The sequence below is a fragment of the Streptomyces sp. NPDC107550 genome (assembly GCF_055639095.1).
Window position 1 is genome coordinate 106,453 of sequence record NZ_JBVKBC010000011.1, and the last position, 18,250, is coordinate 124,702.

The 18,250-nt window shown below is 73.0% G+C and carries 12 protein-coding genes; 3 read left to right on the forward strand and 9 right to left on the reverse strand.

Annotated features, from left to right (window positions below; genetic code table 11):
* Positions 1-18: 18 nt before the first annotated feature.
* From dmpG to ACZ7LY_RS17375, 3 genes are read right to left on the reverse strand one after another with little or no spacing between them, the layout of a single operon-like run.
* Positions 19-1,047 carry a 4-hydroxy-2-oxovalerate aldolase gene (dmpG, locus tag ACZ7LY_RS17365; RefSeq protein WP_471625448.1) on the reverse strand — a complete coding sequence of 343 codons (1,029 nt, stop codon included), beginning with the start codon at positions 1,045-1,047 and terminating at the stop codon, positions 19-21.
* A complete protein-coding gene (locus ACZ7LY_RS17370) occupies positions 1,044-1,946 on the reverse strand; it encodes an acetaldehyde dehydrogenase (acetylating) (RefSeq protein WP_471625449.1) in 903 nt (300 codons plus the stop codon). Before ACZ7LY_RS17370 ends, dmpG begins: the two co-directional genes overlap by 4 nt.
* A gap of 18 nt (positions 1,947-1,964) precedes the next feature.
* Positions 1,965-2,756, reverse strand: a complete 792-nt coding sequence (locus ACZ7LY_RS17375; RefSeq protein ID WP_471625450.1) for a 2-keto-4-pentenoate hydratase — start codon at positions 2,754-2,756, stop codon at positions 1,965-1,967.
* 148 nt (positions 2,757-2,904) lie between these two features.
* Here ACZ7LY_RS17375 and ACZ7LY_RS17380 point away from each other — a divergent pair, with 148 nt between their 5' ends.
* Positions 2,905-3,498 (forward strand): PadR family transcriptional regulator, encoded by a 594-nt coding sequence (locus tag ACZ7LY_RS17380; RefSeq protein WP_471625451.1) that lies wholly within the window; start codon positions 2,905-2,907, stop codon positions 3,496-3,498.
* Positions 3,499-3,603: 105 nt separating this feature from the next.
* A complete protein-coding gene (locus tag ACZ7LY_RS17385) occupies positions 3,604-5,262 on the forward strand; it encodes a flavin-containing monooxygenase (RefSeq protein WP_471625452.1) in 1,659 nt (552 codons plus the stop codon).
* Between the two features lie 633 nt (positions 5,263-5,895).
* Here the strand turns inward: ACZ7LY_RS17385 and ACZ7LY_RS17390 are convergent.
* The 3 genes from ACZ7LY_RS17390 to ACZ7LY_RS17400 all read right to left on the reverse strand — a co-directional run bounded on the left by ACZ7LY_RS17390 (position 5,896) and on the right by ACZ7LY_RS17400 (position 9,396).
* Positions 5,896-6,819 carry an alpha/beta hydrolase gene (locus ACZ7LY_RS17390; protein ID WP_471625453.1) on the reverse strand — a complete coding sequence of 308 codons (924 nt, stop codon included), beginning with the start codon at positions 6,817-6,819 and terminating at the stop codon, positions 5,896-5,898.
* Complete coding sequence (locus tag ACZ7LY_RS17395) at positions 6,816-7,592, reverse strand: SDR family NAD(P)-dependent oxidoreductase (protein WP_471625454.1); 777 nt, start codon at positions 7,590-7,592, stop codon at positions 6,816-6,818. The genes ACZ7LY_RS17390 and ACZ7LY_RS17395 overlap by 4 nt, the downstream gene beginning before the upstream one ends.
* Positions 7,593-7,713: 121 nt before the next feature.
* A complete protein-coding gene (locus ACZ7LY_RS17400) occupies positions 7,714-9,396 on the reverse strand; it encodes an FAD-binding protein (RefSeq protein ID WP_471625455.1) in 1,683 nt (560 codons plus the stop codon).
* A gap of 160 nt (positions 9,397-9,556) precedes the next feature.
* On the opposite strand from ACZ7LY_RS17400, the gene ACZ7LY_RS17405 reads away from it, so the two are divergent.
* A complete protein-coding gene (locus ACZ7LY_RS17405; RefSeq protein ID WP_471625456.1) occupies positions 9,557-11,191 on the forward strand; it encodes a FadD3 family acyl-CoA ligase in 1,635 nt (544 codons plus the stop codon).
* A 33-nt stretch (positions 11,192-11,224) separates the two neighbouring features.
* Here ACZ7LY_RS17405 and ACZ7LY_RS17410 read toward each other — a convergent pair whose 3' ends face one another.
* The 3 genes from ACZ7LY_RS17410 to ACZ7LY_RS17420 form a co-directional block, all read right to left on the reverse strand.
* Complete coding sequence (locus ACZ7LY_RS17410; protein ID WP_471625457.1) at positions 11,225-13,876, reverse strand: glycoside hydrolase family 31 protein; 2,652 nt, start codon at positions 13,874-13,876, stop codon at positions 11,225-11,227.
* Positions 13,877-14,146: 270 nt separating this feature from the next.
* Entirely contained in the window at positions 14,147-15,289 is a 1,143-nt protein-coding gene (locus ACZ7LY_RS17415; protein ID WP_471625458.1) for a serine hydrolase domain-containing protein, read from the reverse strand.
* 129 nt (positions 15,290-15,418) lie between these two features.
* Positions 15,419-18,250: an NHLP bacteriocin export ABC transporter permease/ATPase subunit gene (locus tag ACZ7LY_RS17420; protein ID WP_471625459.1), complete on the reverse strand. Its 2,832-nt coding sequence runs from the start codon at positions 18,248-18,250 to the stop codon at positions 15,419-15,421.

The window sequence follows — 18,250 nt, forward strand, 5'->3', positions numbered from 1 at the left end:
TCGAGAGAGGCGAGCGAGTCACGCGCCGGCCCGAGCGAGCGTGACGGCGATGTCGATGAGCTGGTCCTCCTGGCCGCCGACCAGCCGGCGGCGGCCCGCTTCGAGGAGGATCTCGGCGCCGGAGACGCCATAGCGCTCGGCCTGCCGGAAGGCGTGCTTGAGGAACGAGGAGTAGACGCCCGCGTACCCCATCGTCAGCGACATCCGGTCGAGCAGGCACTCGTCGTCCATCACGGGCCGCACCACGTCCTCGGCCGCGTCGATGATCTTCAGTACGTCGATGCCGGTGCGAACCCCCATCTTCTCGCAGACGGCGGCCAGCGCTTCGACCGGCGTGTTCCCCGCGCCCGCCCCGAACCGGCGGGTCGAACCGTCGATCTGGAGGGCGCCCGCCCGGATCGCCGCCACCGAGTTGCCGACGCCGAGACCCAGGTTCTCGTGCCCGTGGAAGCCGACCTGCGCGTCCGCGCCCAGCTCGGCGACGAGCGCCCCGACCCGGTCCGTGACGTCGTCCATCAGCAGCGCGCCGGCCGAGTCCACCACGTACACGCACTGGCAGCCCGCGTCCGCCATGTTCCGGGCCTGCGCCGCCAGCCGTTCCGGCGTCGTGGAGTGCGCCATCATCAGGAAGCCGACGGTCTCCAGGCCCCGCTCACGGGCCAGTTCGAAGTGCTGCACGGACACATCGGCCTCCGTGCAGTGCGTGGCGACGCGGCAGACCGCGGCGCCGTTGTCGTGCGCGGCCCGGATGTCGTCCTTCACGCCGAGGCCCGGCAGCATCAGGAACGCGATCTTCGCCCGCCGCGCGGTCGCCACCGCCTCCTTGATCAGCTCCTGCTCGGGCGTGTGCGAGAAGCCGTACGTGAAGGAGGAGCCGCCGAGTCCGTCGCCGTGCGTCACCTCGATCACGGGCACGCCCGCGCCGTCGAGCGCGCCGACGATGTCCCGTACGTGCGCGGTCGTGAACTGGTGCCGCTTGGCGTGCGAACCGTCGCGCAGCGACGAGTCCGTGACGCGGATGTCCCACTGTGCCGAGTAGCCGCTCACTTGGTGATCCCCTTCGCGAACTCCTCGCCGACCTTCGTGGCGGCGGCCGTCATGATGTCGAGGTTGCCTGCGTACGGCGGCAGATAGTCGCCCGCGCCCTCCACCTCAAGGAACAGGGCGACGCGCGCCATGCCCCCGTTCTCCGGCCGCGCCTCGTCGAACTGCGGCTCCACGCGCAGCCGGTAGCCCGGCACGTACGAGGCGACCTGCGCCGCCACCTCGGCCACCGACGCGGCGATCGCGTCCCGGTCGGCGTCCTCGGGGATCGCGCAGAACACCGTGTCGCGCATGATGACGGGCGGGTCGGCCGGGTTCAGGATGATGATCGCCTTGCCGCGCGCGGCCCCGCCGATCTCCTCGATGCCCCGCGCGGTGGTCCGCGTGAACTCGTCGATGTTGGCCCGGGTGCCGGGCCCCGCCGACACGCTCGCCACGGACGCGACGATCTCCGCGTACGCCACCGGCACCACCCGCGAGACCGCGTACACCATGGGGATGGTGGCCTGGCCGCCGCAGGTGATCATGTTGACGTTGTCGGTGTCGAGGTGCTCCGTGAGGTTCGCGGGCGGCACGACCGCGGGGCCGACGGCCGCGGGCGTCAGGTCGATGGTGCGGATGCCGGCCTCGCGGTAACGCGGCGCGTTCGCCCGGTGCACATACGCGCTGGTCGCCTCGAAGACCAGATCGGGCAGTTCGTCCTGGGCGAGCAGCCAGTCCACGCCCTCGTGCGAGGCGTCGAGCCCGAGCCCGCGGGCGCGGGCCAGGCCCTCGCTCGCCGGGTCCACGCCGATCATCCAGCGCGGCTCGATGTGCGGGGAGCGGCGGAGCTTGTACAGCAGGTCGGTGCCGATGTTGCCGGAGCCGACGATGGCCGCCGTAGCGGTGTGACGTTGCGTCATGGTCCGTATCACCTGGGTCTATTGGGGCGAGTCGAAGGTCAGCGAGACCGCACCGAGGTCCGAGAAAGCGGCGGTGTACGTGCGTCCGGGGGCCACGTCCACGGCGCGGGTGCACGAGCCGGGGAGCACCAGATGCCCCTTCTTCAGCTCGACACCGAACCGGGCCACCGTCCGCGCCAGCCACGCCACCGACGCCGCCGGATCGCCGAGCACCGCGTCCCCGCGCCCCTCGGCGAGCAGCGTGCCGCCCTCGGTGAGCCGGGCCTCGACGGCGCCGAGGTCAAGGCCGCGCGGGTCGCGTCCGGTGCCGGTCACGTATCCGGCGCTGGAGGCGTTGTCCGCGATCGTGTCGACGATCGTGATCTCCCAGTCGGCGATCCGCGAGTCGATCAACTCGATGGCGGGCACGACCCGTTCGGTCGCGGCGAGCACGTCGGCGGGCGTGCAGTCCTCGCCGGGCAGGTCCGCGCCGAGCACGAAACCGATCTCCACCTCGACGCGCGGCCGGCAGTACCGGTCGAGCGCGACCGGCACCGACGACGACAGCTCCATCGTGTCGAGCAGATGCCCGTAGTCCGGCTCGTCGACGCCCATCATGCGCTGCATGACCGGCGACGACAGGCCCACCTTGTGCCCGGTGACACGGGCGCCATCGGCGAGCTTGCGGGCGATGGTGACGAGCTGGATGCCGTACGCGTCGGAGGCGTCGGCCGCCGGCCAGTCCCGGACGAGCGGCGGGATCGGCGCGCGGTCCGCCTCGGCGGTCCACAGCCGGTCCGCCGCCTCGTGGCGTTGGGCTTCGGTGAGCATGGGGCGCGCTCCCAGGTCTGGTGGGTCGGTGACGCGGCCGACCGTAGGGGAGCGGTCCCGCGCGGGGCGAGCGGCCGTTCCCGGTGAGCGGGAACGGCGGCCCGGGGCCCGAAATCGCAGCTCGCGGCGGGTGCATAGACTCGGGGGCATGCCCGAGAAACCGGCCGAGGGGCCCGCGCTTCCGCCCACGAGCTGGGCCATGCTCGGCCTGCTCTCCTTCGGGGAGGAACTGTCCGGGTACGACGCCAAGCAGTGGGCCGACTACGCGCTGACGTTCTTCTACTGGAGCCCGTCCGTCAGCCAGGTCTACGGCGAGCTGAAACGCCTCGAACGCGTCGGCTACGCCACCTCCCGCCTCGTCGCCCAGGAGACCGGCGACCGCGAGAAACGCGTGTACGCCATCACCGGCGCCGGCCGCGACGCCCTCGTGCGCTGGGCGGAGCGCACACCGGTGCCGCCGCCGGTCCTCAAACACGGGCCGATGCTGCGGGTGTGGCTCGGGCACCTGCTCGACGAGGACACCGTGCGCGGCATCCTCGTACAGCACCAGAAGGACGCGCTGGCCCGCGCCGAGGAAGCCGCCGGGCGCGTCGAGGAGGCCGTCGAGGACGGGGGCTGGGAGTACACCCGGCTGATCATGCGGTGGGCCGAGCGGTACCACCGCGCCGAGCACGATCTGGCGGCGGGGCTGCTCGCGGACCTGGAGGAACTGGAGCGGGGGCGGCGCGCGGGGGAGGGGTAGCGGGGGGTTCCCGGTGAACGGGAAGGGGGCCGTGCCCGGGGGCGGGCGGCGCTGCGACGCTACCGGCTGTCCCTGCCCGCCGGACCCGCGCCGAGGAGCCGCCCCGTGTCCCATCAGCCCCGCCCCGCCACCGACACCGAGGCCACCCGCATCGACACCGGCACCGACACGGACACCGATGTCGTCGTGGTCGGCGCCGGAGTCACCGGCCTGTACGCCGTCCACACCCTGCGCGGCCAGGGGCACCGCGTCCGCGCCTTCGAACGCGCCGCCGACGTGGGCGGTGTCTGGTACTGGAACCGCTACCCCGGCGCCCGCTGCGACGTGGAGTCCTTCGACTACTCCTACTCCTTCGACGAGGACCTCCAGCAGGAGTGGGACTGGAGCGAGAAGTACGCCACCCAGCCCGAGATCATGCGCTACCTCTCACACGTCGCCGACCGCTTCGACCTGCGCCGCTCCTACACCTTCGGCACCAGCGTGCTCAGCGCCGAACTCGACGAGGCGAGCCTGACGTGGACCGTGCGCACCGACGCCGGCGAGACACTGACCGCCCGCTACGTCGTCTTCGCCGTCGGCTGCCTCTCCCGCGCCCAGCGGCCCGACATCCCGGGTGCCGACAGCTTCGCCGGGCCCGCCTACCACACCGGTGAATGGCCGCACGAGGGCGTCGACTTCACGGGCCTGCGGGTCGGCGTCATCGGCACGGGGTCCTCCGGCATCCAGTCGGTGCCCGAGATCGCGGCGCGGGCAGCGGAGTTGACGGTGTTTCAGCGCAGCGCCAACTTCTCCATCCCCGCCGGGAACAGGCCGCTGGACGACGCGGAGCGGGCCGCCCTGAAAGCGGGGTACGCCGAACGGCGCCGCCTCGCCCGGCTGTCCGGCGGCGGCTCGCCGTTCCGTACGCACCCGAAGAAGACGTTCGAGGTGAGCGAGGAGGAGCGGCGTGCCGCGTACGAGAAGCGGTGGCGGCTCGGCGGCGTCCTGTACTCCAAGACGTTCCCCGACCAGGTCACCGACCTCGCCGCGAACGACGCCGCGCGCGCGTTCTGGGAGGAGAAGGTGCGGGCCCGCATCGACGACCCCGAGACCGCCGACCTGCTCATCCCGCGCGATCACCCGATCGGCACCAAGCGCATCGTGACGGACTCGGCGTACTTCGAGACGTTCAACCAGCCGCACGTCCGGCTCGTCAGCCTGCGGCACCGGCCCATCGAGCGGATCGACGCCGGCGGGGTCGTCCTCGCGGACGGCAGCCGCATCGACCTCGATGTCCTCGTGTACGCGACGGGCTTCGACGCGATGACCGGTTCCGTGGACCGGATCGAGGTACGGGGGCGGGGCGGGCGCACGCTGAGGGAGGCGTGGGCGGACGGGCCGCGTACGTATCTCGGGCTCGGGACGGACGGCTTCCCGAACTTCTTCAACCTCACCGGGCCCGGCAGCCCCAGCGTCATGGTCAACGTGGTCCTCGCCGGGGAGCAGCATGTCGACTGGCTGGCGGCGCTGTTGGGGTGTCTGCGGGAGCGGGGGCTGGCCGGGGTGGAGGCTACGGGGGACGCCGTGGAGGCGTGGGTGCGGGAGTGCGGGGAGCGGGCGTCCGCGACGCTTCTCATGCGGGCGGATTCTTGGTACCTCGGGGCCAACACGCCTGGGAAACCCCGGGTGTTCATGCCGTTCGTCGGCGGGTTCAAGGTCTACCAGGACATCCTGGACGAGGTCGCCGCCGCGGGCTACAAGGGCTTCACGTTCCTCACCGCCTGATCTTGGGTTCGGGCCGCCGCCCCTGCCCGGTGGGGGCTGATCGCGCAGTTCCCCGCGCCCCTGAGGGGGCGCTGCCCCTGGTCGTGGTCGTTCACCTGCGGGCCGGTGGGTGGCTGGTCGCGCAGTTCCCCGCGCCCCTTCGGGGCACGACCGTGCGTGGTCATCTTTCGGCCGGTGGGGCTTCTCGCGCAGTTCCCCGCGCCCCTGAAGCATGCACTTCGTGCAGCTTCCCCTGAGGGAAGCGGGGCCCGGCCCCAGCTTCCCGGCGGGGGCGGGCGACGTAGTCGCCCCTCCCGCTGCCTCCGGGAGGAGGTGGCGACGCAGTCGCCCCTCCAGGGGCGCGGGGAACTGCGCGAGCAACCACGACGAAAGTCGCGGATCAAGACCACGGGCAGGCCCACCTGCCTAGGGGCGCGGGGAACTGCGCGAGCAACCACGACGAGAGTCGAGGAAACCCACCGGCCGGAGCCACCCACTCACCCAGGGGCGCGGGGAACTGCGCGAGCGGCCACGACGAGAGTCGAGGATTCCCACCGGCCGGGGCCACCCGCCCACCTGAGGGGCGCGGGGAAGTGCGGGATCAGGCCTCACCGGAGTCGCCGGGTGCCGCAGGTCATGGGCAGGGGACGGAGTTCAGGGTGCCGGGCGGAGCATGGCGTGCAGGGTGTTGAAGGCTTCCGCGCGCGCAGCGCCCGCCGCAGGCAACGCCCCGGCCATGGACAGAAACCCATGAAACATCCCGGGATGATGAACCCCCCGCACCTCCACCCCCGCCTCGGCCAACGCCCGCCCATACGCAAGCCCGTCATCGCACAGCGGATCAAACCCCGCCGTCACCACATGAGCCGCAGGCAACCCGCCCAGCTCCGCGTTCTCCAGCGGCGCCGCGTACGGCTCCCCCCGCCCCGCGGAAGAAGGCACGTACCGGTCCCAGTACCAGCGCACATGATCCGCGGTGAGGAAGTACCCGGTGGCGTTGCGCCGATGGGAGACCCCGGCGCGGTCGGGATCGAGCATCGGGTAGTACAGGGCCTGGCACACGAGCGCCGGCCCGCCCCGGTCCCGGGCCATGAGCGCCATGACGGTCGCCAGATTCGCCCCGGCGCTGTCCCCGGCGACCCCGAGGGCCCGCCCCGGGAACTCCCGCGCCGCCCACAGCAGTGCCGTATAGCAGTCCTCCGGCGCGGCGGGGAAGGGGTGTTCGGGCGCGAGACGGTAGTCGACGGAGACGACGACGGCCTGCGCCTCCACGGCCATCGCCCGGCAGAACCCGTCATGGGAGTCGACGGAGCACAGGCAGAACCCGCCGCCGTGCGCGAACACGACCACCGGAGTGCCGGGCGCCCCGTCCGTCGGGTCGTACACCCGCACCCGTACCCCGTCCGCGTCCCGGTCCTCGACGCGCGCGACCGCGATGTCGGAGGGCGGGGCGGCGGGCCGCGCCGCGAGGAACGCGCGGACGTCCTCGATCCGCGTGACCTCCGTGCCCAGCGCGGGGAACGCGGCGCTCGCCGCGTCGATGACGGCCCGCACCTCGGGCGTCGGCACGGCGTTCACCGCGCACCGCCCTTCGGCGGGAAGACCGGCATGCGGCCCGCCGACGCCCCGCCGTCCACGGCGAGTTCGGCGCCGGACAGGTACGAGGACTCGTCGCCGGCGAGGAACGCGACGAGCCGCGCCACCTCCTCCGGCTCCCCGATCCGCCCGAGCGGCGCCGCCGGATGCTCCTTGCCCTCCAGATGCGCGGTCATGGCCGTGGCGATCGCCCCAGGGTGCACGGAGTTGACGCGGATGCCGTCCGGCCCGAGTTCCAGCGCGGCCGTCTTCGTCAGGCCCCGCAGCCCCCACTTGGCCGCGCCGTACGCGCCGTGCCCCCAGATGCCCTGGAGTCCGGCCTGCGAGGAGACGTTGACGATGGAGCCGCCGCCGGTCATCCGCATGACGGGGGCCGCCGCGCGGATGCCGAGGAAGGGGCCCATCAGGTCGACGCGCAGGATGCGTTCGAGCTGGGCGGGGTCCTCGTCCACGATGGGCGATGTCGTGTAGAGCGCCGCGTTGTTGACGAGGACGTCGAGCCGGCCGAAGGCGTCCACGGCGACGCCGACCGCCGCGTCCCACGCCTCGGGGCGTGCCACGTCCAGGGCGGTGAAGCGGGCCCGGTCACCGCCGAGTGAGGCGGCGACCCGCTCGCCCTCCTCGGTGAGCACGTCCCCGATGACGACGCGGGCGCCGCGCGCAGCGAGCATCCGTGCCGTGGCTTCGCCCATCCCGCGCGCACCCCCCGTCACCAGCGCGACCTTCCCCGACAACCCAGACGGTCCCTCTGTCATCGCCCTGCCCTTCCGTAAGCGGGTGTTGGGCGCGATTGTGCGGGCCCGCGCCAGGGAACGGCAGAGCGCGCTCCCGTACAACGGGAAGCGCGCACCACCACCACGGAGTTCCGCAACGCCCTTACGAGGCAGCCGCCTTGAGGTCGGCGGCGATCCGGTTCACGGCCGCCCAGCTGAACGTCATCGCCGGGCCGATCGTCGCCCCCGGGCCCGGATACGTCTCGCCCATCACGGCCGCCGACACGTTCCCCGACGCGTACAGGCCCGCGATGACCGAACCGTCCTCGCGCAGCACCCGCGCCTCCCGGTCCACGACCGCGCCGCCCTTCGTGCCGATGTCGCCCGGGTGCACGGGAATCGCGTAGAACGGGCCCTTCTCCAGCGGATGCAGATTCGGGTTCTTCAGCGTCGGGTCGCCGTAGTAGCGGTCGTACGCGCTCGCGCCGCGCCCGAAGTCACCGTCCACGCCCTCCCGCGCGAACCCGTTGAACCGGTCCACCGTCGCCCGCAGCGCCCCCGCGGGAATGCCCGCCCGCGCCGCCAACTCCTCGACGGTGTCCGCCCGATGGGCGAACCCGGCCTCCAGCCACTCCTTCGGCAGCGCCTGCCCGGGGAACAGGCCCGCGAACACGTACCGGGCCTTCGACACCGCGTCCAGGATCAGCCACGACGGGACCGTCGACGCCTCCGGCGTGTGATGCGCGTACATCGCGTCCACGAACTCGTGGTACGGCAACGACTCGTTGGCGTACCGGCGGCCCGCACCGTCCACGATGATCATGCCGGGGATCGCGCGGTCCGCGACCAGGAAGAACGGTGAGGGCGCCCCCGGCGGCAGCACCGCGGGCCCGCCCCACACCTTGTCCAGCAGATCCGTCGCCGCGCCCGCCTCCACGGCCATCTCCAGGCCGTCGCCGGTCTGCCCCTCGGCCGCCATCGTCCACGCCGTGTCCGTCGGGTGCGGCAGATACTTCTCGCGCAGCCGCTGGTCGTGCGAGAAGCCGCCGGACGCGAGGACGACACCGCCGCGCGCCCCGACCGTCACCTCGCGCCCCTCCCGGCGCACCCGCACCCCGGCGACGCGCCCGCCCTCCTCGACGAGCCCCGTCACCGGAGTCTCCAGCCACAGGTCCCCGCCGAGCCGGTCGAGCGAATACCGCATCCGCGCGATCAACGCCCCGCCCAGCGACATCAGTTCACGCCCCGCGAGCCGCGCGAGGACCGACCGCGCCCCCACCCGCAGCGCCGTCGCCTTGCCCTTCGCCGTCCGCATCACCATGTTCAGATACCGGAAGTCGTACGAGGTCATCGTCAGACCCCGCGTCGGCAGATGGCTGCGGCGCAGCGTCGCCCGCTGGCCGGGGCGCAGCTTCTTCACGTCGAACAACTGCGGCTCGACGGACCTGCCGCGCGCGAAACCGCCGTCCCGCTCGGGGTAGTAGTCGCTGTACCCGTCGGTGTACATGAAGCGCACCAGCGTACGGTCGTGGAACTCGCGCACCATGCGCGGCCCGTACTCCAGATACGCGTCGAGCCGCTCGCCCGGCACCCGGTCGCCGACCGTCGCCGCCAGATAGCGCCGCGCCCGCTCCCGCGAGTCGGGCAGCCCGGCGGCCTTGAGATGGAAGTTGTCCGGCACCCAGATGGCGCCGCCCGACAGCGCGGTCGAACCGCCGTACAGTTCGGTCTTCTCCACGATCAGGGCGGACAGTCCGCGCAGTCCGGCGGTGAGCGCCGCGGCGAACCCGGCGGCGCCCGAACCGACCACCACGACGTCGTAGGTGTGGTCCCAGTGCTGAGTCATGCCGGGACCCTAGGCGCGCCGCGCACCGCCGGGGAGCGCGCGCTCCCGCTCACCGGGAACGCCCCCTCGCCCCCGGCCCCGCCCCGGCGTGAGATGGCGCGGTGACCGCAGCACACCCCGCGCCCCGCCTGGGGCGGACGGCGTCCGGGAGGCCCCGTACATGACCACCAGCACCCCGACCGACGTCACCGTGACCGACGTCGCCGCGCTGACCCTGGCGAGCCTGCCCGACGCCGCCGCCCGCGCTTTCGGGCCGCGCGAGGCGCTGGTCGACGACGAGGTCCGCTGGACGTTCGACGACCTCGCCGCACGGGTGCGCGCCGCCGCCCGCGCCGCCCTCGCGCACGGCGTACGGCCCGGCGACCGCGTGGCCATCTGGGCGCCCAACAGCCGGCACTGGATCGTCGCCGCGCTCGGCGCCGTCCAGGCCGGCGCGGTCCTCGTCCCCCTCAACACCCGCTACCGGGCCGCCGAGGCCGCCGACATCGTCCGCCGCAGCGGCTGCCGCCTGCTGTTCACCGAACGCGGCTTCCTCGGCACCGACTACGCGGACCTGCTCGCCGCCTCCGGCGAGGACATGGGGGCACTCGCCGCGACCGTCGTCCTGCGCGGCGGCACCGCCGACGACCCGCTGACCTGGGAGAACTACCTCGCCGCAGGAGAATCGGTGCCCGACGCGGAACGGGCCCGGCGCGCCGCCGCCCTCACCCCCGACGACCTCTGCGACATCCTCTACACCTCCGGCACCACCGGCCGCCCCAAGGGCGTCATGACCAGCCACGGCCAGTCCGTACGCGCCTTCGACGCCTGGGCCACCGGCACCACCCTCACCGGCGGCGACCGCTACCTCCTCGTCAACCCCTTCTTCCACACCTTCGGCTACAAGGCGGGCGTCGTCGCCTGCCTGCTGCGCGGCGCGACCATGCTCCCCGAGGAGGTGTACGACGCCGACCGCGTCCTGCGCCGCGTCGCCGAGGAACGCGTCACCGTACTCACCGGCGCCCCGACCGTTTTTCACGGCCTGCTGCGGCACCCGCGCCGCGAGGAGTGCGATTTGACCTCGCTGCGCATGGTCGGCACCGGCGCCGCCACCATCCCCACCGGCCTCATCGCGGACCTGCGCGAAGTGCTCGGGGTGCGGGCCGTGTTCACCGCGTACGGACTGACCGAGGCCAGCGGCGTCGTCGCGATCTGCCCCGTCGACTCCGACGTGGCGACCCTCGCCGGCACCGTCGGCCCCGCGCTGCCCGGCACCGAACTGCGGATCGCCGGGCCCGACGGCACGCCCTGTCCGCCCGGCACGCCAGGCGAGGTCCAGGTGCGCGGCTACACGGTGACGCGCGGCTACCTCGACGACCCCGCCGCGACCGCCGAGGCCGTCGACGCGGACGGCTGGCTGCACACCGGGGATGTCGGCGTGCTCGACGCGCGCGGCTATCTGTCGATCACCGACCGGCTCAAGGACATGTACGTCGTCGGCGGCTTCAACGCCTATCCCGCCGAGGTCGAACAGGCCCTCGTCGGCCACCCCGGCATCAGCGAGGCCGCCGTCGTCGGCGCGCCGGACGAACGGCTCGGTGAGGTCGGCGTCGCGTTCGTCGTGCCCGCGCCGGGCACCGCCCCGGACCTCGCCGAACTCGATGACTGGCAGGACGAGTTGACGAGATGGGCGCGTCGGCGGCTCGCCAACTTCAAGGTGCCGCGCCGCTTCGTGCCCGTGGCCGCCCTGCCCCGCAACCCCTCCGGGAAGATCCTCAAGGGGGAGCTGCGGGGCAGGGCCCGGGCCACGGCCTGATCCGGCCTGATGCGGCCTGATCCGAGGACGGGCCTAGCCGAGCAGCCGCACGGTGAAGCCGCGGTCCGTCGGCAGCGCCGCCGTGCGCACGGTCGTCACCCCGGACGCGCTGTCGTAGGACCAGTCGGCGGCCGGTACGGCACGGCCGTCGACCGTCACCCGGTGCGGCCGCTCCCGCCCGTGCACGGTGAAGGTGTAGGCGCGGGCCGCCACCTTCCCCGCGTAACTGCCCTTGCTGGCACCGACGTCGAGGGTCGCCGCGCCCGGCCGCGCGTCGAGCGTGACCTTCTGGGTGGCCGCGGCGCCCTTGGCGAAGTCACGGGTCACGCCGTCGTCCTCGTACAGCGTGTACGTGCTGTTGCCGTGCTCCGGCGCGTACACGTCCCAGCCCAGTTCGCCCTTGTCGCGGGACTTCCAGGACGTGGTGCCCTTCGGCCACATCGGCACGATCGCCCCGGACTTGACGAACAGGGGGAGCGTGTCGAGCGGGGCGTGGTAGCCGTCGATCGTGGTCGGGCCCCGGTATTGCTTGCCCGTCCAGTAGTCGGTCCAGGTGCCCTTCGGCAGATAGATGCCGTCGCGGGTGTCGGAGTCCTGGTAGACCGGCGCGACCAGGAAGTCGTCGCCCGCCAGGTACTCGTACTTCGCCTGCGCGCCCAGCGTCTTCGCGTCGTGCGGGTACTCCAGCCACAGCGGGCGCACCCCGCCGACGCCGGTGCCGGCGGCCTGCCGCGCCAGCGTGTACAGGTACGGCAGCAGCCGCTCGCGCAGCTGGAGGTACTTGCGGTTGATCGACGTGTACGGCTCGCCGTCCACCCACGGCTGCTGGTTGGTCTTCTTGCCCGTGGTCAGGTCGCGGGCCCAGCCGTCCATCGTCATGATCGCCGGGAGGAACGTCTTGGCCTGGAGGTCCCGCGCGAACATCTTCGCGTCGTGCGAGTAGATCGAGCCCACGTCACCCGTGTTGTACGCGATCCCGGACATCGTGGCGCCCGCGTAGGTCGGGATCTGCCAGCGGATGAAGTCCCACGACAGCTTCTGGTCGCCGGACCAGAGCACCGCGCAGCGCTGCGCGCCCGCCCACGACACGGGCATCCACACGAACCCGCGCGCGTCGCTGTTGTCCTCGATGCCGGCCTTGGCCTTGTCGCAGGCGTCCAGGGCCATGCCGTAGCCGTTGCCGACCCAGGCGACGTCCAGCTTGGCGACGCGCTGGCCCGCCTTGACCTGCTCGGCGAGCTTGTCGATGCCGTTCTCGGTCCACAGGCCGAGCTGCGCGCCCCGGTCCTGGAGGCCCTTGGCGGCCTCGGGCAGGTTCTCGTACCCGCAGCCGTAGCCGTCGTTGACGAGCATCCAGCCGAGCGGCATGTCGTTCTGTACGTAGCCGTCGGCGACCTTCAGGGCGTCGAGCGTGTGCCGCTCACCCTGGTTGGCGTTGTGCAGATAGCAGTCCGCGTCACCGGGTTCGAGCCCGTACACCGGCGGCATGAACGGCTTGCCGACCAGCGCGGTGTACTTGCCGATGACCTGCTTGGCGTCGCCGAGGAAGTAGTAGGCGTCCAGGCGGCGTTCCTGCTGCCCGGTGTGGACCGAGGGGCCGAAGTCGTAGACGCCGGGCGCGAAGGTGTTGCGGTAGACGCCGTAGCCCGCCGAAGAGAGGTAGAACGGCTGGGAGTTGGGGTATCCGCCCTCGTTCCAGTCCGTGTTGTTGGCGACCCGCACGGTCTTGTCGCGGTGCGAGAAGGACCCGTTCTGTTCGCCGCCGCCGAAGAACTGCTCGTCGTCGCCGCGCGCGAGGCTCTGCCGCATGCCGCCGGTGGACCAGCGCAGCGGCTTGTCCTCCTGCCAGATCCGGGTGCGGTCGTCGGCCTTGTACAGCCCGAACCGCAGCGGCTTCTTGTAGACGCGCAGCACCGCCGAGGACGTCCGGATGCCGTAGTAGGAGCCCGCGTCGAACGATGTGGTGCGCGGGTCGAGGGCGGGCTGCTTGCGCACGATCTGCCCGGCCGCCGGATCGCTGAAGTCACCGGACGGGTCGGCCTGGAGCCGGAGCTGACCACCCGTCAGAAAGTCGGCGCGTGCCCTCAGGGAGCCCGCCGCGATCTCGTAGCGGCCCTTGCCGCCCTTGAACGAGGTCAGGTCGCCCGCGTCCGTGGTGCGCGGCAGATAGGCCGTGCCGACGAAGGAGTTGTCGTGCACGTCGTAGGGGACGACGACCACGTGGTACGTGCCGTTCGCCTTCGGGATGACGGTCGCCTCGGGGTCGGCGGTGCCCGCGCTGGAGGCGACCTGCTTGCCCGCGTCGTCGTACACGTACATGTCGAAGTCGTCGCTCGGCTGCTTCGCCCACTCGACGGAGACGGGTACACCGCCCTCGGGATTGTCGTCCCAGTACCCCTCGGGGACGTTCACCTTCAGCTCGAACCGGTCGCACACCTTGCCGTCCGGATCGTCCGCGAGGGGCGGGCACTTGGCGGGGCTGTCGACCGTGCCGGCCGGATACGTGGGGGACTGCCAGGTCACGCTCGTGTGGTCGGCGTCCAGAGTGCCGCCGCCCGGGGTCGCGGCGCGGGCCGGCTGCGCCGGGGCGGCCAGCAGGCCCGCGCCGAGCAGCGCGGCGGCGCCGCACACTCCGAGGACGGTTCTGGTACGTCGGCGCCGGCGCCGCCTCTGCCAACTGTGCACGGTGCTACTCCACTCCGTCGGGGGCCGCTGGCCCCGGGCCGTGTGTCCGTGGGGGGATGCGTGTGTTTTCTTGTGCTTGAACATCCTTCATTTCACGCAACTTCGAGCACGACGATGCCTAGGGTGACGGTGCTCTGTCAACGGCCGGGGCGCGTACGGTTGGGCCGGAAGGGCCGCACGGGGCTCAGCGGCTCAGGCCCAGCGGCTCAGGGAGCCAGCGTTTCGGTGGCTCCCTGGCTCGGCGCCTCAGCGCCTGGGCGGCCCAGCGGCTCAGCGCGCGGCGACGGCGTACGCCCACACGTCCCGCATCAGCCGCGTCGCCGTCGGCCCGGTCATCGTGTACTGGCTGAGCAGGATCACCGTCTCCCCGGTGGGCGGCGTGACGTGCATGCTGCACCCGCTCCCGCCGGTCCAGCCGTAGCGGCCCACCGCCTCCCACGGCTCGCGCGGCGCCACGTCCACGGCACCCCCGTACCCCCAGCCCTGCCCGCCGAGGAACAGCTCGCTCTCCGCGCGCTGCTCGGCGCTCAGGTGGTCGCTCGTCATCCGGCGCACCGAGTCGGCGCGGAGCACCGGGCCGCCGCCGTCGAGCAGCATGCGGGCGAACGCCCAGAGGTCGTCCACCGTGGAGACGAGACCGCCGGCGCCCGAGGGGAACGCGGGCAGGCTCGTCCACTGCCCGTCCGGCGTGTCCACGAGCTGCGCCCCGCCCTCCGGCGTCGGCGCGTACAGGGAGGTGAACCGGTCGCGGGCCGCCTCCGGCACCACGAACCCGGTGTCCTTCATGCCGAGCGGCGCGAAGATCCGCTCGGCCAGCACGTCCTGGAGCGGGGTGCCCGTCACGCGGGAGACCAGGACGCCCTGGATGTCGGCCGACGTGTTGTAGAGCCACATCCGGCCCGGGTGGGCGCGCATCGGCGTGCCCGCGAGCGCGGCGAGCCAGGTGTCCGGGTCCGGCAGGCGCTGCGGCGCGAACGGGTCCATCAGCGCGAACACCGCCTGCGTGACCGGCAGCGAGAAGTCGGCGTCGAAGCCCCAGCCGGAGCGGAAGGTGAGCAGGTCGGCCACGGTGATCGGGCGGGCGGCGGGGACGACGTCCTCGACCGGGCCGTGCGGGTCGCGCACGACCTGCGGCGCGGTCAGCTCCGGCAGCCAGTGCGCGACCGGCGAGTCCAGGGCGAGGGAGCCGTCCTCGACCAGCGTCAGCACGGCCGCCGCCATCACCGGCTTGGTGAGGGAGGCGATCCGGAAGACCGACTCACGGGTCAGCGGGGCCGTGCCCTCGGTGTCGGCGTGCCCGGCCACCGCCACCTCGGCCCGGTCCCCGGCGCTGACGAGGGCGACGGCGCCGGGGACCGGGCCCTTGGTGACGTGCGGGGCGAGGATCTCGGCCAAGGCGGCGGTGTGGCTCATGGGGGTCACCCTTCCGTGACGGGCGCGTCGTGCGCCGGTACGTGCGCGCGTCGGCGCGTCCAAGAAGAGTGACCCTTTCACCGCCCGGGAATCATCGGTAACGCGCGAGGCGCGAGCCGTTCCCCTACGTCAGTGCGCCAGCTGGCGGCGGACCAGGGCGTGCAGTGCGCCGTGGTGGTCCGCGAGGAGCGTGGCCGGAGGCCCCTCCTGCACGATCCTGCCCCCCGACATCACCACCACCCGGTCCGCGTCCAGCACCGTCGTCAGCCGGTGCGCGATCACGATCCGGGTCGCCTTCAGCGCGCGCGTGCTGTCGATGACGGTGCGCTGCGTCTCGTTGTCCAGGGCGCTGGTCGCCTCGTCGAAGAACAGCAGCCGGGGCCGCCGGACCAGCGCCTGCGCGATCATCAGCCGCTGCCGCTGGCCGCCGGAGATCGCGCCGCCGCCGGAGATCATCGTGTGCAGGCCCATCGGCATCCGCCGGATGTCGTCCGCGAGGCCCGCCATCTCCGCCGCCGCCATCGCCTCCTCCGGCGTGAACGACTCGGCGCCGCAGATGCACTCCAGGATCGACCCGTTCAGGGGCTGCGCGTTCTGCAGGACGACCCCGCACTGGCGCCGCACCGCCGCCTGGTCGAGCGCGGCGAGGTCCTGGCCGTCGTACAGGACGCTGCCCGAGGTCGGCGCGTCGAAGCCGATGAGCAGGCGCAGGAGCGTCGACTTGCCGCAGCCGCTCTCGCCGACGATCGCCACGAACTCGCCGGGCCGCACCGACAGCGACACGTCGTCCAGGACGAGCGGCCCGTCGTCGGTGTAGCGGAACGACACGCCCCGCGCCTCCAGCGCGCCGGACAGCTCGCCCGGCTGGGTCGCCGAGCCCCGCACCTCAGGCTCCGCGTCGAACACCGGCTTGATCTGCTCGTACATCGGCAGCACGGCCGCCGCCGAGATCAGCGCCCCGGTGAGCTGCGTGACCGACGTCAGCAGCATCGTCACCGCCGTGTTGAACGTGAGGAACGCCGCCGCCGACAGCGACCCGCGCGCCGGCCCCGCCAGCAGCATGAACATCAGCAGCGAACACAGCGGCAGGTACACGGCGTTGAGGACGGCCGTCGCGTTCTTGAGGCGGCCCGCCCTGCGCTGCAACTCGCGGCTGCGCGCGAACTCCTTGGCCCAGGCCGCGTACGCGAAGCTCTCCGCGCCCGCGACCCGCAGCTTCGGTAGCCCGCGCAGCGTCTGGAACGCCTGGTTGTTCAGCTTGTTCGTCAGCTCCACCAGCTGTCGCTGCCAGCGCAGTTCGAACAGGCCGAGTGTGAGGAAGACCGCCGCGACCAGCGCCAGCATGCCGAGCGCGGCGAGCGCCAGCGGCACGCTGAACAGCAGCAGGAGCACCAGGTTGACCGCGCCGACCGTCACCGACTGCACCACCACAGGGCCCACGCCCGACAGCAGCCGCCGGATCGCGCTGATCCCCATGGCGGCGGACGCCAGCTCGCCCGTCGAACGCTGCGTGAAGAACCGCGTCGGCAGCCTCAACAGCCGGTCCCACACGGCTGGTTGCAGCGCGCTCTCCACGCGTCCCTCGACCCGCAGCACGGTCAGGTTCTGCATCAGCAGGAACGCGGCCGACACCACCGCCGCCACGATCACCGCGAGGGAGACCTGCGTGATCAGCTCCGTACGGGCGTTCGGGACGAACGTGCCGAGCACCTGGCCCGTCGCCACCGGCACCAGCGCCCCGAGCCCCACCGTCACGAGCCCCGCGAACAGCAGCCGCCGTACGTCACCGCCCGCCGCCCGCAGGCTGAACCGCAGCAGCCGCGCGGGCGTCAACGCGCCCTCGGGCAGCGGCCGGTACAGCATCACCGCCCGCTCCTCGATGTCCTCGGCGAGCCGCGCGTCGACGCGGGTGCGCCGCTCGCCCGACGGATGTACGACCTCGTATCCGCCGCGCCGCCACAGCAGCGCGATGGGCGCCCCGGACGCCGCCCGGAACCCGACGAGCGGGCCCGCGTCCCGTTTCCACCACTGCCCGGCGAGCCGCACCGGGCGGCTGCGCACCCGGGAGGCGACCGCGATCCGCTCGACCGGGTCCACGCGGTCGCTGACCGCGCCGCCGTGCCCCGGCTCCACCAGCGTGATCCCGGCCGCGTCCGCGACGACCTTGCACACCGCGTACGTGGCGTCCGCCCCGGCGCCGCCGCCCCGTTCGCGCCGCCGGCCGCTGCCGATCGACGCCAGCAGCGTCCGGTCCGCCTGCTCGCGCACCGCCTCGCCCGCCCGGATGCCGGCCGCCGCCCGGTCCTCGTGCGCGCTCTCCAGCCGCTCGATCCACCGGTCCAACGTGGCCAGCAGCCGATACTGCTGGTTCACCATCCGCTGCCACAGCGCCGCGTCCACCAGCAGATCGGCGGCCGCGTCCGCCGCGTACGCCGACCCGTACTGCACGCTGCCCGGCTCGACCTGCGGCCACAAAACCTCGTCCCCGCCGAGGAGTTCACCGTCCGCCGCGTGCCCGGCGTGCTCGTTGAACGGCGCCTCGAACAGCACCCGCTGCCCGCGACCCACGCCCAGCGCGAACGCCTCTTCCAACAGGCTCCACGCCACGTCGTACGCACCGTCCTGCGCGGCCGGCCGGTACGGCAGCTCCCGCAGCGGCACGCGCCGCACCCCGCACCCGGCGAGCGGGCGCGCCACCAGCGTGTGCCGGGTGCCCTCGACCGGCCCGAGCAGCAGCGTGCCCGGCTCCAGACGGCCGAGGAAGTGCCAGTGCCCCTCGCCCCGCGCGCCCACCGCGAACAGGTCGAGCGCGCCCTCCGTCACGAGCCACAGCACGTGCGGCCCCTCCAGCGGCAGCGTCCGCAGCCCCGCGCAGTCCACCGCGGCGCCGAGCCCGCCGAACGCGGCGACGACCTGCTCGGACGCGTGCGGCGTGCCGAACTGTTGCTCCACGTACGTCAC